At 72.1% G+C, this 13,261-nt stretch carries 14 protein-coding genes; 8 read left to right on the forward strand and 6 right to left on the reverse strand.

What is annotated here, in order from left to right; translation table 11 throughout:
- The 4 genes from IE212_RS27755 to IE212_RS27770 all read left to right on the forward strand — a co-directional run.
- Nucleotides 1–197: phosphoglucose isomerase-related protein (locus IE212_RS27755; protein ID WP_506005136.1), on the forward strand; the 197-nt coding region annotated here is incomplete at its 5' end.
- 1 nt (nucleotide 198) lies between these two features.
- Nucleotides 199–1,083 (forward strand): phosphogluconate dehydrogenase (NAD(+)-dependent, decarboxylating), encoded by an 885-nt coding sequence (gene gnd / locus IE212_RS27760; protein WP_190200713.1) that lies wholly within the window; start codon nucleotides 199–201, stop codon nucleotides 1,081–1,083.
- Nucleotides 1,084–1,086: 3 nt separating this feature from the next.
- The gene (locus IE212_RS27765; protein ID WP_190200714.1) at nucleotides 1,087–1,674 is read left to right on the forward strand and encodes a histidine phosphatase family protein; all 588 of its coding nucleotides are present in this window, start codon (nucleotides 1,087–1,089) and stop codon (nucleotides 1,672–1,674) included.
- A 226-nt stretch (nucleotides 1,675–1,900) separates the two neighbouring features.
- On the forward strand, nucleotides 1,901–3,367 hold the full coding sequence (locus tag IE212_RS27770) for a translocation/assembly module TamB domain-containing protein (protein WP_190200715.1): 1,467 nt from the start codon (nucleotides 1,901–1,903) through the stop codon (nucleotides 3,365–3,367).
- Here IE212_RS27770 and IE212_RS27775 read toward each other — a convergent pair.
- Both IE212_RS27775 and IE212_RS27780 read right to left on the reverse strand, forming a co-directional pair.
- Nucleotides 3,354–5,150, reverse strand: coding sequence for a bifunctional sugar phosphate isomerase/epimerase/4-hydroxyphenylpyruvate dioxygenase family protein (locus IE212_RS27775; RefSeq protein ID WP_190200716.1), 1,797 nt, complete (start codon nucleotides 5,148–5,150; stop codon nucleotides 3,354–3,356). The two genes, IE212_RS27770 and IE212_RS27775, sit on opposite strands and share 14 nt — an antisense overlap.
- 14 nt (nucleotides 5,151–5,164) lie before the next feature.
- The gene (locus IE212_RS27780; protein ID WP_190200717.1) at nucleotides 5,165–6,040 is read right to left on the reverse strand and encodes a shikimate dehydrogenase; all 876 of its coding nucleotides are present in this window, start codon (nucleotides 6,038–6,040) and stop codon (nucleotides 5,165–5,167) included.
- Between the two features lie 140 nt (nucleotides 6,041–6,180).
- On the opposite strand from IE212_RS27780, the gene IE212_RS27785 reads away from it, so the two are divergent.
- Nucleotides 6,181–6,852 (forward strand): TetR/AcrR family transcriptional regulator, encoded by a 672-nt coding sequence (locus tag IE212_RS27785; RefSeq protein WP_190200718.1) that lies wholly within the window; start codon nucleotides 6,181–6,183, stop codon nucleotides 6,850–6,852.
- Between the two features lie 163 nt (nucleotides 6,853–7,015).
- Nucleotides 7,016–8,374: an MFS transporter gene (locus tag IE212_RS27790; RefSeq protein WP_190200719.1), complete on the forward strand. Its 1,359-nt coding sequence runs from the start codon at nucleotides 7,016–7,018 to the stop codon at nucleotides 8,372–8,374.
- A gap of 27 nt (nucleotides 8,375–8,401) precedes the next feature.
- Here IE212_RS27790 and IE212_RS27795 read toward each other — a convergent pair whose 3' ends face one another.
- Together IE212_RS27795 and IE212_RS27800 are read right to left on the reverse strand one after the other, a co-directional pair.
- Nucleotides 8,402–8,806: a VOC family protein gene (locus tag IE212_RS27795; RefSeq protein WP_190200720.1), complete on the reverse strand. Its 405-nt coding sequence runs from the start codon at nucleotides 8,804–8,806 to the stop codon at nucleotides 8,402–8,404.
- A 69-nt stretch (nucleotides 8,807–8,875) separates the two neighbouring features.
- Entirely contained in the window at nucleotides 8,876–9,265 is a 390-nt protein-coding gene (locus tag IE212_RS27800) for a VOC family protein (RefSeq protein ID WP_190200721.1), read from the reverse strand.
- A gap of 171 nt (nucleotides 9,266–9,436) precedes the next feature.
- Between IE212_RS27800 and IE212_RS27805 the strand changes: the two genes are divergently transcribed.
- Complete coding sequence (locus tag IE212_RS27805; RefSeq protein WP_190200722.1) at nucleotides 9,437–10,669, forward strand: serine hydrolase domain-containing protein; 1,233 nt, start codon at nucleotides 9,437–9,439, stop codon at nucleotides 10,667–10,669.
- Between the two features lie 6 nt (nucleotides 10,670–10,675).
- On the opposite strand, the gene IE212_RS27810 is transcribed toward IE212_RS27805, so the two are convergent.
- Together IE212_RS27810 and ribA are read right to left on the reverse strand one after the other, a co-directional pair.
- Nucleotides 10,676–11,734, reverse strand: coding sequence for a saccharopine dehydrogenase (locus tag IE212_RS27810; protein WP_190200723.1), 1,059 nt, complete (start codon nucleotides 11,732–11,734; stop codon nucleotides 10,676–10,678).
- A gap of 88 nt (nucleotides 11,735–11,822) precedes the next feature.
- Entirely contained in the window at nucleotides 11,823–12,482 is a 660-nt protein-coding gene (gene ribA / locus IE212_RS27815) for a GTP cyclohydrolase II (protein ID WP_030245938.1), read from the reverse strand.
- Nucleotides 12,483–12,523: 41 nt separating this feature from the next.
- On the opposite strand from ribA, the gene IE212_RS27820 reads away from it, so the two are divergent.
- Complete coding sequence (locus IE212_RS27820; protein ID WP_190200724.1) at nucleotides 12,524–13,252, forward strand: creatininase family protein; 729 nt, start codon at nucleotides 12,524–12,526, stop codon at nucleotides 13,250–13,252.
- Nucleotides 13,253–13,261 lie beyond the last annotated feature (9 nt).

Below are 13,261 nucleotides of genomic sequence, written 5' to 3' on the forward strand. Positions count from 1 at the left end.
CCCTCTACGAGCACAAGGTGTTCGTGCAGGGCGCGGTGTGGAACATCGACTCCTTCGACCAGTGGGGCGTCGAGCTCGGCAAGGTGCTCGCCAAGCGCGTCGAGCCCGCCCTGACCGAGGGCGCCGACGTCCCCGGTCTCGACCCGTCCACGGCCGCGCTGGGGGCCGCCTACCGCAATCTTCGGGAAGTGAACTGACATGCAGATCGGTCTTGTGGGTCTCGGCAAGATGGGCGGCAACATGCGCGAGCGCCTGCGCAACGCCGGCCACACCGTCATCGGCTACGACACCAACCCGGACAAGTCCGACGTCGCCAGCCTGGCCGACCTCGTCAACCAGCTGGAGGCGCCGCGCACGGTCTGGGTCATGGTCCCGGCAGGCGACCCCACCCAGCACGTCATCGACCGTCTGGCGGACCTGCTCAAGCCGTACGACACGGTGGTCGACGGCGGCAACTCCCGCTGGACGGACGACGAGAAGCACGCCGAGGAGCTGAGCAAGCGCGGCATCGGCTTCGTCGACGCGGGCGTCTCCGGCGGTGTGTGGGGCCTGAAGAACGGCTACGCCCTGATGGTCGGCGGCGAGAAGGAGTACGTCGACCGGCTCCGGCCGATCTTCGAGGCGCTCAAGCCGGAGGGCCCGTACGGCTTCGTCCACGCCGGCCGGGTGGGCGCCGGGCACTTCGCGAAGATGGTCCACAACGGCATCGAGTACGCCATGATGCAGGCCTACGCCGAGGGCTGGGAGCTGCTGGAGGCCGTGGACTCGGTGGACAACGTCCGCGAGGTGTTCCGCTCCTGGCAGGACGGCACCGTGATCCGCTCCTGGCTGCTCGACCTCGCGGTCAACGCGCTCGACGAGGACGAGCACCTGGAGAACCTCCGGGGCTACGCCCAGGACTCCGGTGAGGGACGCTGGACCGTGGAAGCGGCGATCGACAACTCGGTGCCGCTGCCCGCGATCACCGCCTCCCTGTTCTCGCGGTTCGCCTCACGGCAGGACGACTCGCCGCAGATGAAGATGATCGCGGCACTGCGCAACCAGTTCGGCGGCCACGCCGTCGAGTCCGCGAAGAAGGCGTAGGGCGTGGGCGATCTGCTGCTGGTCCGCCACGGTGAGACGGAGTGGAGCCGGAGCGGGCAGCACACCAGCTACACCGACCTGCCCCTCACCCCGCGCGGTGAGGAGCAGGCCGGATCGCTCGCTCCGCTCGTGGCGGACCGCTCCTTCGCGCTGGTCCTCACCAGCCCGCTCGCCCGCGCGGTACGCACCGCCGAACTCGCGGGCCTGACGGGGACCGAGCGGGACGCGGACCTGCACGAGTGGCACTACGGCGCCTATGAGGGCGTCACCACTGACGAGATTCGCCGCGACCGCCCCGACTGGGTCCTGTGGAGCGACGGGGCGCCGCCCGGGGCGGACGGCGCCCCGGGTGAGTCCCCGGAGGAGGTCGGCAAGCGGGCCGACCGGGTGCTGGGCCGGGTGACGGCGGCGCTGCCCGAGGGCGATGTGCTGCTGGTGGCCCACGGCCACTTCCTGCGCGTCCTGACGGCCCGCCGCCTGGGCCTGTCACCGGCCGAGGGGCGGCTGTTCCGCCTGGAGACCGGCACGGTCTGCCGGCTGTCGACCGAGCACGGACGGCCCGTCATCGCGGAGTGGAACACCAGGGCGTGACTCGCCGCCGGCCGGGGGGCTGGTCCCCCGGCCGGCAGCGTTCGCCCGGTCGCGGCGTCCGGTGCGCACGCACACCGCAACGGGCCCAAAGCCCCAGTACACCCGGTACGAGGGCTTCCGGCCGGCCCGCCGGGAGCGCGCACCGGACGCCGCTCCTCGACGGACGAACGATGCCTGACGGGGCACTGGTTGACAGCCCCCGGCCGACGCGCCAGAGTCCCCGCTGATGGAGATCGACAACTTGACGCCCGCCGAGGAGCGGGTGTGGCGCGCCTTTCCGCGCGGGCAGGACGTGGACTTCCGGCAGTCGGCGGACGAGGACCCGGCGCGTGGCGCGGAATGGGGCCCCGACCGGACCGTCCGCGCGTCCGTGTTACGGGCCCTGCTGCTGAGCGCGCCGCAGGAGGACGGGGAGATAGCCGCCCTCAGACTCGCGGGCGCCCGCGTCACCGGGGCGCTGCGCCTCCAGTACGCCGACATCGACCACGCCGTGCGCCTGAGCGACTGCTGCTTCGAGGACGTGCCCGTGCTGTACGGGGCGCGGCTGCGGCAGCTGAACCTGCGCGGGTCCGTGCTGCCCGGCCTGGTCGCGGCCACCCTGCGGGTGGACGGCGTGCTGCGCTTGTCGGACTGCCTGTTCGACGGGCCCGTCCGCCTCGGCGGCGCGCAGATCACCGGGGCGCTCTTCATGGACGGGGCCCGCGTCGAAGGACCGCCCTCCGATCAGCCGGTGCTCCAGCTCAATCACGTGAGCGTCGGGGACGGGCTGTCGGCGCCGGACCTGCGCGTCCGGGGCGAGATACGTCTGACGGGCGCCTCGGTGGCCGGGTCGATCACCTTCAACGCGTCCCGGATGGAGGTCGGACCGGGCGAGGTGGCCCTGGACGCGGAGACGCTCGCGGTGGAGGGCGACGTCCTGCTGCGCGGCGTGGACGTGCGCGGCTGGATCGGCCTGCGCGGTGCCCGGGTCGCGGGCCGCCTCGACCTGTCGCACGCGCGGCTGTCGAACCCGGGGGACGCGGCGCTGCGGGCCAGCAGCTGCACCATCGGGGAGCTCTGGGTGCGCAGGAGCCCGCCCATGGAGGGCACCCTCAACCTGCGCCGTGCCCAGCTGGACGTCCTGTTCCTGGAGCCGGAGTCGGTACCCGACGAGGTCCTGCTCGACAGCCTCGTCTACACGTCGCTCTCCCCGCACGAACCCGCCGAGCGCCGCCTGGCGATGCTGGAGCGCGACGGCGAGGGCTACGTCCCGCACGCCTACGAGCAGTTGACCGCCGCCTACCGCCGGATCGGGGACGACGAGGCCGCACGTCTCGTCCAGCTCGCCAAACAGCGCCGGCACCGCGGCACCCTGCCGTGGTACGGACGGCTGTGGGGCTATGTGCAGGACGCCACCGTCGGCTACGGATTCCGTCCGCTGCGGGCCGCGGGATGGCTGGTGTCACTGCTCCTGATCGGCTCCGTCACCTACGCGCTGCACCATCCCGAGCCGCTGAAGCCGGACGAGGCCCCGCAGTTCAACCCGGTGTTCTACACCCTCGACCTGCTGCTGCCGGTGATCTCCTTCGGGCAGGAGCAGGCCTTCGCCCCCGACCACTGGTACCAGTGGCTCTCCTACGCCCTCGTCCTCACGGGCTGGATCCTCGCCACGACGGTGATCACCGGCATCACCCGCACCGTCAGCCGCCAGTGAGCGCCCGCACGGTGTGCTGCGCCGCCAGCCGAACCGGCGCGTTCGCGGCGCCGTAGCCCCGGTAGCCGTCGTCGCGCTGGACCAGTTCGAAGAAGACGCGGCCGACGGTGCGGGTGTAGCAGTGCCGGAAGACACCGTGGGCGTCGCGGTCGTAGAGGATGCCGAGGCCGCGGTACGTCTCCAGCTCGCCGTCGGCGAACTCGAAGCGGGCGGCGAGGTCGTCGTAGTAGTTCGCCGGGACGGGCAGCAGCGTGCCGCCGGCCTCCCGGAAGCGGCGGGCCGAGGCCACCACGTCGTCGGTGGCCAGGGCGATGTGCTGGGCGTGGACGGTGTGGTCCGTGGGCGCGGCGCCCACGGTGAGGGCGATCCGGACGCTGCCGTCGGGGTTGGTGACCGCCCGGCTGCGCATCAGCCCGTAGGGGTCGGCGACGTCCACGCTCTCCTGGGCCCGCAACCCGAGCACACCGCGGTGGAACAGGGCCGCCTCGTCGAAATGGTGCCAGGGCTGGGTGAGGGCGAGGTGGTCGATGCCGCGGATGTGCGCGGGCCCGGCTTCCCGGCCGGTGTCCTCGAAGTCCGACCGCCAGTCGGGCAGGTCCGGGCGGCCGGTGGCGCAGAAGAAGAGCTCCGTGCCGTCGGGGGCGGCGACCGCGTCGAGCGGGGCGTCCCCGGGTGCCCGGCGGCGCGGCAGGACGGGTGCCAGCAGTGCCTCGGCGCGTCGGGCCGCTCCGGCCGGGTCGGGTGACTCCAGCCCGATCGCGGCCAGCCGCGTGCCGTCCCGGCGCACGGCCGGCCCGGTGTTGACGAGGATCCGGGCGTCCCCCTGCTCCCACAGGGCGACGGGCTTGCCGCGATGACGGGCGGCGCGGGTGAAGCCGAGGGCGCCGAGCAGGGCCGAGAGGGGTTCGGCGTCGGGCGTGACCAGTTCGGCGAAGGCGACACCGGTGGGGACGACGGGCCCGGGCAGCGGTGCCCGGCCCACCGCCTCCTGGAGGACCAGCAGGGAGCGCCGGGCGTCGACGGCGGTCGGGCCGGCCTCGGCCTGGCGGAAGACGTCGTTGAAGACCTCCAGGGAGAGCGGGCCGTCGTAGCCGGTGCGCAGCACGTGGTGCAGCAGCCCGGCCACGTCGAAGCCGCCCTGCCCGGGGAAGCAGCGGTAGTGGCGGCTCCATTGCAGGACGTCCATGGCGAGCAGCGGGGCGTCGGCGAGCTGGAGGAAGAAGATCTTCTCGCCGGGGATGTCCGCGATGCCCTTGGGGTCCGTGCCGCGGGAGAGGATGTGGAAGCTGTCCAGGCAGGTGCCGAGTGCCGGGTGGCCGGCCGTCTCGACGATGCGCCAGGCGTGGTCGTACGTGCTCACGTGCCGGCCCCAGGCGAGCGCCTCGTAGGCCACCCGGACGCCGGACTCCCGGGCGAGGTCGGCGAGCCGGCTCAGCTGCTCGGCGGCGAGGGCGTCGTCGTCCACCGCCTGCGGGGAGACGCTGGAGCAGACGAGGACGGTCTCGGCGCCGAGTCTCCGCGTCAGCTCGAACTTGTGCCGGGCCCGCCGCAGGTTCCGGGCGAACTCGGCCTCGGGGACGGCCTCGATGTCCCGCATCGGCTGGAAGAGGTCGATGGTGAGGCCGAGGTCGGCGCAGCGGGCGCGGACTTCCTCGGGGGTGAGGGGGCTGGCCAGCAGGTCGTTCTCGAAGATCTCCACCCCGTCGAAGCCGGCCCGGGCGGCGGCCGTGAGCTTCCCGGTCAGGGATCCGCTGAGGGAGACGGTGGCGATGGACGTGCGCACGTCGGTACCTCTCTTCAGTTCCGGGCCCCTACGGCCCCGGCCAGTTCTGTGAGGTCGGCCAGCATCCGGGCGGCGTCGGGTTCCCGCCCGGTGAACAGGCGGAACGCGTCGGCGGCCTGGAAGGCGGCCATGCCGCCGCCGTCGAGGGTGGCGCAGCCCAGCGCACGGGCGGTGCGCAGCAGTTCGGTCTCCAGCGGGCGGTAGACCACCTCCGCGACCCACAGTCCGGGGTGGAGCAGCCCGGCGGGCAGGGGCAGGCCGGGGTGGGCCGCCATGCCGGTGGGCGTGGCGTGGACGACGCCGTCGGCGTGCGCGAGCAGCTCCGCCCGCCGGTCCGGGGAGGCGGCGGCCGCGCGGCCCGCGCCGAAGGCGCGGTTCAGGGAGTCGGCCAGGGCGACGGCCCGCTCGGGCAGGGCGTCGACGAGGGTGACCCGCTCGGCGCCGAGGGTGAGGATGGCGTGCGCGACGGCGGCCCCCGCCCCGCCGGCGCCCAGCTGGACGACCCGTTCCAGTGGTGCGTCGGGCAACCCGCGGGCGAAGGACGCGGCGAAGCCGGTGACGTCGGTGTTGTGGCCGACGGCGCGGCCGTCCTCGAAGACGACGGTGTTGACCGCGCCCAGCGCCTCGGCCTGCGGGGCGAGTGCGTCCAGGTGCTCGATGACGAGCTGCTTGCACGGGTGTGTGATGTTGAGCCCGTCGAAGCCGAGGTCACGGGCGGCTCGCACCAGGTCGCCCACCGCGTCCGGCCGCACTCCGAGCGTCTCGATGTCGATCAGCCGGTACAGCAGCCGCAGCCGCTGCCGGTCGGCCTCCCGCTCGTGCAGGGCCGGGCTGAGCGACGGGCCGATGCCGGAACCGATCAGTCCGACGAGATACGAGTCCTTGGGCACACGCCCTCCCGAGCGGCTCACTAATGTACGAACCAGTACGTTAGCTATATCAGCCCGGTGCGGGCTCCGGAAGACCCCTCGGGCGGGCGGGCTCCGCTTCTACAATCACCGGGCACCGCCCCCGCGACCCAAGGAACCTGATGACCAGCGTCGAAGAACCGGCACGTCCAGGCGAGCGCGAGCGCATCCGTGACGCCGCCCGCACCCGGGCCGAGATCCTCGACGTGGCCACGCAGGAGTTCGCCCGGGCCGGCTACGACGGGGCCCGGGTGGACGACATCGCCGCCCGCACCCGCACCACGAAACGGATGATCTATTACTACTTCGGCGGCAAGGAACAGCTCTTCACCGCTGTGCTGGAGCGGGCGTACGGCGCGATCCGGGACGCCGAGCAGCGGATCGACGTCGAGCACCTGGACCCCGTCGCGGCCATCAGGCGCCTGGCCGAGGTGACCTTCGACCACCACGAGCAGCACCCGGACTTCATCCGCCTGGTCAGCATCGAGAACATCCACGAGGCGCACCACATCGCGGCCTCCGAGAAGCTGGGGAGGATGGGCTCCCCCGCCCTGGACGTGATCCGCCGCATCCTCGAGGAAGGCCGCAGGTCGGGACTGTTCACGGCCGACGTGGACGCCGTCGACCTGCACGTGATGATCTCCTCCTTCTGCTTCTTCCGGGTCTCCAACCGGTACACCTTCGGCGCGCTGTTCGGCCGCGACCTGGTCGACCCGGCGCAGCGCGCGCACTACCGCGCCATGCTCGGCGACATGGTGATCGCGTACCTGACGGCGGAGCGCACGGCGGGCTGAGACGTCGCGCCGCGCGACCCCTTGACACCGGCGGCACACGGGCGCAGCATCACTCGCCATCCCCTACTAACTATCCAGTGGGTTAATTAGCCGCGATCCGGCCGTCCCCTCCGCACCGTCCTTCCGCCCGCTCCGCCCAGAGCGGAGCCACCAAGGAGCCGCCGTGTCCGTCCCCGCCACGCCCCGAGGGGCCGCCGTCCCGCCCGGTCAGCCCAGAAAAGCCGCCACCGCCGCCTGGATCGGCAGTGCCCTGGAGTACTACGACTTCTTCCTCTACGGCAGCGCCGCCGCGCTGATCTTCCCCGAGGTGTTCTTCGACGAGTCCGACCCGGCCACCGCGACGCTGCTGTCGCTGGCCACGTTCGGTGTCGCGTACGCCGCCCGGCCGATCGGGGCGCTGGTCCTCGGCCACTTCGGCGACAAGCTCGGCCGCAAGAAGATCATGGTCTTCACGCTGATGCTGATGGGCCTGTCCACGTTCCTCATCGGCTGTCTGCCGACCCGGGCCCAGGCGGGCACGCTCGCGCCGGTCCTGCTGGTGCTGTGCCGGGTGCTGCAGGGCATCTCGGCGGCGGGCGAACAGGCGAGCGCCAACTCCATGACGCTGGAGCACGCGCCACCGGGACGGCGCGGCTTCTTCACCAGTTTCACCCTCAGCGGCACCCAGGGCGGCCAGCTGCTGGCGACCTTGGTCTTCATCCCGGTCGCCGCGCTGCCCGAGGAGCAACTGCTGTCCTGGGGCTGGCGGGTGCCGTTCTGGCTGAGCGTCGGGGTCGCCGTCGTCGGCTACGTCATCCGGCGCAACCTGGACGAGACCCCGGCCTTCGCCCAGCAGGCCGCCGAGCAGGGCGTCGTCAAGCTGCCGCTCGCGGTACTGCTGCGCGAGCACTGGGCGGACGTGCTGCGGGTGATCGCCGGTGCGCTGATCGCCTCGGTCAGCACGATCTTCACGGTGTGGGCGCTGGCGTACGCCACGAGCGACGCGGTCGGCATGTCACGCACCGCCATGCTGTGGGTGGGCGCCCTGGCCAATGTGGTGGCGCTCGCCGCGATCCCGCTGTGGGCGACGCTGTCCGACCGGATCGGCCGCCGTCCGGTGTTCCTGATCGGCGCGGCGGGCAGCGCGGCGACGATGTTCCTCTACCTGTGGGCGATCTCCACGGGCTCCTACCCGCTCACCTTCCTGACGGGCGTCCTCTGCTTCGGCGTGGTCTACAGCGCCGCGAACGGTGTGTGGCCGGCCTTCTACGGCGAGATGTTCACCACCAGGGTGCGGCTGTCCGGGGTGGCGATCGGTACCCAGATCGGCTTCGCCGCGGCCGGGTTCGCGGTGACGTTCGCCGCGCGGATCGCCGGGCCGGGCGGTGACGACTGGTCGGCGGTGGCGCTGTTCACGGCGGCGCTGTGTGCACCGCCGGTGATCGCGGCCCTGTCCGCCCGCGAGACCCACACGGTCCCGACCGAGGCCCTGGGTGAGCGCGTCGCGCCGCGGGCCGTCCGGACGGAGAAGGTGACGGCCTGACACCGGGGACCGCGGTCCGGCGCCACCTCACCCGTTGGACCAGCCCCGGCGGCACAGCACGAGCCGGTAGCCGTCGGGGTCCTCGACGGTGACGCCCCACTCGTTCCAGTACGGGTTCGGCGACTCCACCCGCTTGCCGCCGTGTGCCTCCAGCCGCGCGACCAGGCCGTCCGGGACGGGGCCGTCGAGGTAGATCACCAGCAGGTCCTCCTCGGTGGGGCGCGGCTCGACCGGCCGGGCCGGCTCGTGCACGAGCTCCAGGTGCCAGTCGGCGTCGGGCATGCCGAGCATCAGCAGGTCGTGGTGGTCCGGTGCGGATCCGCCTTCGGACCGCCACACCACGTCGAGGCCGAGTCCCGCGCTCCAGAAGCGCTCGGCCGCCGCGAGGTCGCGGGAGGGGCGGGCGATACGGATGTGGCTGCGAGCGTCCATGCCCCCCAGCCTAGGAAGCCGACCGCCACGTGACATCGGCCATCGGTCCTGCGCCTGGAGGCCTACGCCTCAGGACTCGGTGTGCACGATCTGGATCAGGTTGCCGCAGGTGTCGTCCAGCACGGCGCTGGTGATCGGGCCCATCTCCAGCGGCTCCTGGGTGAAGCGCACGCCGAGGCCGCGCAGCCGCTCGTACTCCGCCCGTACGTCGTCCACGGCGAACGAGGCGGCCGGGATGCCGTCCTGCACCAGCGCCGTCCTGTACGGCTGCACAGCGGGATGGCCCGAGGGCTCGAGGAGCAGTTCGGTCCCGTCGGGGTCCTCCGGCGAGACCACGGTCAGCCACCGGTCCGTTCCCACCGGGACGTCGTGCTTCTTCACGAAGCCCAGCACCTCCGTGTAGAAGCGCCGGGCCTTCTCCTGGTCGTCGACGAACACGCTGGTGATGTGGATCCTCATGAGCTGTTCTCCGGTGAGTCGGTCTTGAGCGGTCATGGAGCCCCGGCCCGTCCAGGATGCGCCGACGGTGAGACGACCTGCCTGTCAGGTTCCCGCACCTGGAGAGGGTCTGAGGCGGCCCCGGCTGGGTATGCCGGATCTCACCTCGACGAGCGCGACGGAGGACGAGCGATGGCACGGCTGCGACAAGAGGCAGACCCGGCTGAGGCCGGGCTGGATCCGCAGGTGCTGGGCCGCCTGGACCGGCACTTCGCCCGCCTGGTGGACGAGGGGCGGCTGCCGGGCTTCCTCGTCTCCGTGGCCCGCGACGGGCGCGTCACCCACCTCACGACGCACGGCCTGCGCGACATCGCGGCCGGGCTGCCCGTCGAGCCCGACACGCTGTGGCGGATCTACTCCATGACCAAACCGGTCACGGCGGTCGCCGCCCTGCTGCTGGTGGAGGAGGGCCGGCTGTCGCTGGACGACCCGGTCGCCGGCCACCTGCCGGTCTTCGCCGAACCCCGCGTGTACGTGAGCGGCTCCGGGGCCGATGTCCGGACCCGTCCGGCCGACGGCCCGATCCTCGTGAAGCACCTGATGACCCACACCTCGGGTCTGACCTTCGGCTTCTACCACACCCACCCCGTCGACGCGCTGTACCGCGCGGCCGGTCTGGAGTCGTCCGTGCCGCCGGGGGCGGACCTGGCGGAGACCATCGAGGTGTACGCGAGCCTGCCGCTGCAGTTCGAGCCGGGGACGCAGTGGAACTACTCGGTGGCGAGCAATGTCCTGGGCCGGATCATCGAGGTCGTGTCCGGGCAGCCGCTCGACGTGTTCTGCGCCGAGCGGATCTTCGGGCCGCTCGGCATGACGGACGCGGGGTTCCACGTCACGGACGAGCAGGCGCCCCGGCTGTCCGAGATGTACGGGGAGAAGGAGGGCGGCGGCATCGCGCCGTTCCCCGGACTGCCCCTGCGCGGCGGCCGGCCGCGGTTCCTGTCCGGCAGCGGCGGCATGGTGGCCTCCGCCCACGACTACCACCGCTTCATGGAGCTGCTGCGCCGCCGGGGCGAGCTCGACGGCGTCCGTCTCCTCGCCCCGCAGAGCGTGGACCTGATGACCCGCAACCAGCTGCCCGGCGGCGCCGACCTGCGCGCCTTCGGCAGCCGCCCCGCCCACGACGAGCCCGGCAACGACGGGGTCGGCTTCGGCCTCAACGTCTCCGTGGTGATCGACCCGTCCCGCACGCAGGTGCCCTCCGCGCCCGGCGCCTACGGCTGGAGCGGGGTGGCCACCACGACGTTCTGGGTCGACCCGGGCCGTGACCTGACGGTGCAGTTCATGACGCAGGTGCGTCCCAGGTCCTCACACACGGTCTTCAAGGACCTCAAGCGGCTGGTCCACGAGGCCGTGGTGCGCTGACATCCGTCACCGGTCGGCCCGGGGCGTGCCGAGACCGTGTTCCCGGGACGCCTGGCGGAACCGGTCGAGGCAGCGTCCCCAGGGCCCGGTGACACCGAAGTCGAGCAGCTGGGGCAGCAGGGCCGCCGAGAAGTCGGCGCTGGACTCCAGCGGCAGCAGCGAGGGCAGGTTGTCGATGGCGATCAGATCGAGCGGGGGTTCCTCGCGCAGCCGGCGCACGGGCTCGTCCCAGTCGGTGGTGTCGTCGTACACCGGGAGGACGTTGAGGGGGGAACCGACGTCGCAGGTCACGTCGCACAGCGTGCGCAGGCGGCGGCCGGGGGTGTCGAGGTCACGCTCGCGCAGGAAGGGCGGGACGGGGGTGGTGGCGAGCACCGCGTTCACCATCACGTCGTGCCGCAGCAGGGCGGCGCGGTCCAGGTCGCGGGTCTCGGCGAGGTCCCAGCAGGTCGGGTCGGCACCGGCGGTGGCGAAGGCTGTGCGGGCGCCGCGGCCGCTGCGTCCGAGGGCGCCGATGACCAGGCCGGTGAACGCGCTGTCGCCGGCTGCGGGCTTCAGCGTCTCGTCCAGCTCCTCCTTCGTCGTCGGCGCGAGCGGTGCCCGCAGCCGGCCCCGGTGCTGGAGCACGGCCAGGGCCGCGCCCAGGTAACCGGCCCAGAACCCGAAGGCGGCGAGGCGCCGTCCGGAGTCGTCCACCAGGTACTCCAGGTCGAACAGCGCCCCGCCGCCGGCCGCGAACCGGCGCAGCAGGTCGCCCGCTCCCGGCTGGCCCTTGTAGGCGTGGCCGAAGAAGATGTGCCGGTGGGTCAGCTCGGCCGGTTCAGCGGGCAGTTCCTTCAGGCCGAGCACGACGGCGTCGCGCGGCGCCGACACCCAGGAGCCCGCGGGGGCGACGTGGCAGCCGGCCGCCGCGTACTCCTCGATGGGGAAGACGCGCTGCGGGGACTCCTCGACGGTCAGTGCCACACCGTCGCCGACGAGCCGCCGGGCGTCGTCGGGCACGATCGGTGTGCGCCGCTCGGTCGTGCGGGCCTCGTGGCGCAGCCACAGATGGAGCTCGGTCATACCGGGTGGGCCTCCGGACGTGGACCGCGCCGGCCGCTTGACGGGCCGGCGCTCAAGGGGCGGACGTCCAGAAGCGTACGCGGCCCGCCTACGAGGAGCTGACCACCGCGTCCAGGTGGGGCAGGTGGTGGTCGAGGCGCTCCCGCTTGGTCCGCAGATACGTGATGTTGTTCTCGCACGGCGGTATCAGCAGCGGCACCTGCTCGGCGACGCGGATGCCGTGGCTCACCAGCGCCTCCCGCTTGCGCGGGTTGTTGGACATCAGGCGGACGCTCTTCACGCCCAGGTCGTCCATGATGCGGGCGGCCACGCCGTAGTCGCGGGCGTCGACCGGCAGGCCGAGCGCGAGGTTGGCCTCGACGGTGTCCAGGCCCTCCGCCTGCAGGGCCATGGCGCGCAGCTTGGCGAGCAGGCCGATGCCTCGGCCTTCATGTCCTCTGAGGTAGACGACGACACCGGCGCCCTCGGAGACGACCGCGCGCAGGGCGGCGTCGAGCTGGTCGCCGCACTCGCAGTGCTGGGAGCCGAAGGCGTCGCCGGTGAGGCACTCCGAGTGCAGACGGATGAGGACGTCGTCGGTGCCGATCTCGCCGTAGACCAGCGCGACCTGTTCGTCACCGCGGTCGTGGTCCATGTAGCCGATCGCCTGGAATTTCCCGTACACGGTGGGCAAGGGGGCATTCACGACGCGTTCCACACCGGTCCGCTGCGGAGCCTTCTTGCCGAGTACGCCAATTTTTTCTGTCATGATTCTCGAGTTCCTAAGCAGAGACGAAAGGCCGTGTCGATATGAGTGATCTGGTGCCGGCGGACACCACGGAAGACGTACGGACGCGGGGGGCCGGTGTCTCACGGCAGGTCGCGGTGCTTCCCGTGGGGAGCTTCGAACAGCACGGCCCGTATCTTCCGTTGGCGACCGACACACTCGTGGCCTGTGCCGTCGCGCGGGAGATAGCCGGCGCGTACCCGGTGCACCTCCTTCCTCCGGTGACGATCTCGTGCTCGCACGAGCACGCGGCCTGGCCGGGGACCGTCAGCATCTCCTCGGTGACCCTTCATGCGGTGGTACGGGACATTGCGGATTCGCTCCGCCGGTCCGGGGTCGACGCCCTGGTGGTGGTCAACGGGCACGGCGGGAACTACGTACTGGGCAACGTGGTTCAGGAGTCCTCCGCCCGCGGTGAGCGGACCGCGCTCTTCCCCGCCGCGGAGGACTGGGAGGCGGCGCGGGAGCGGGCGGGTGTGGTGACCTCGCTGCTCACCGACATGCACGCGGGGGAAATCGAGACCTCCATCCTTCTGCACGCTCATCCCGAAATGCTCCGACCCGGTTATGAGACTTCGGATTTCGTCGCTGACGACCGGCGTCATCTGCTCACCCTCGGCATGTCCGGCTATACCGATTCCGGTGTCATCGGCCGGCCTTCGCTGGGTTCGGCGGAAAAGGGGAAGGAACTCCTGGCGAGCCTTGCGGATTCCTTCGGGGCGTATTTCTCGCTGCTGACCTCCGACGCGTAGCCGGCCGCC

The sequence above is a fragment of the Streptomyces djakartensis genome (genome assembly GCF_014651075.1).
Lineage (GTDB): Bacteria > Actinomycetota > Actinomycetes > Streptomycetales > Streptomycetaceae > Streptomyces > Streptomyces djakartensis.

What these genes read in the sequence shown, in the direction of transcription:
- ribA (WP_030245938.1), bottom strand. Translation starts at nt 12,482, where the DNA reads ATGACAGAAAAAATTGGCGTACTCGGCAAGAAGGCTCCGCAGCGGACC.
- IE212_RS27785 (WP_190200718.1), top strand. Translation starts at nt 6,181, where the DNA reads ATGACCAGCGTCGAAGAACCGGCACGTCCAGGCGAGCGCGAGCGCATC.
- IE212_RS27820 (WP_190200724.1), top strand. Translation starts at nt 12,524, where the DNA reads ATGAGTGATCTGGTGCCGGCGGACACCACGGAAGACGTACGGACGCGG.
- IE212_RS27805 (WP_190200722.1), top strand. Translation starts at nt 9,437, where the DNA reads ATGGCACGGCTGCGACAAGAGGCAGACCCGGCTGAGGCCGGGCTGGAT.
- gnd (WP_190200713.1), top strand. Translation starts at nt 199, where the DNA reads ATGCAGATCGGTCTTGTGGGTCTCGGCAAGATGGGCGGCAACATGCGC.
- IE212_RS27795 (WP_190200720.1), bottom strand. Translation starts at nt 8,806, where the DNA reads ATGGACGCTCGCAGCCACATCCGTATCGCCCGCCCCTCCCGCGACCTC.
- IE212_RS27770 (WP_190200715.1), top strand. Translation starts at nt 1,901, where the DNA reads ATGGAGATCGACAACTTGACGCCCGCCGAGGAGCGGGTGTGGCGCGCC.
- IE212_RS27810 (WP_190200723.1), bottom strand. Translation starts at nt 11,734, where the DNA reads ATGACCGAGCTCCATCTGTGGCTGCGCCACGAGGCCCGCACGACCGAG.
- IE212_RS27800 (WP_190200721.1), bottom strand. Translation starts at nt 9,265, where the DNA reads ATGAGGATCCACATCACCAGCGTGTTCGTCGACGACCAGGAGAAGGCC.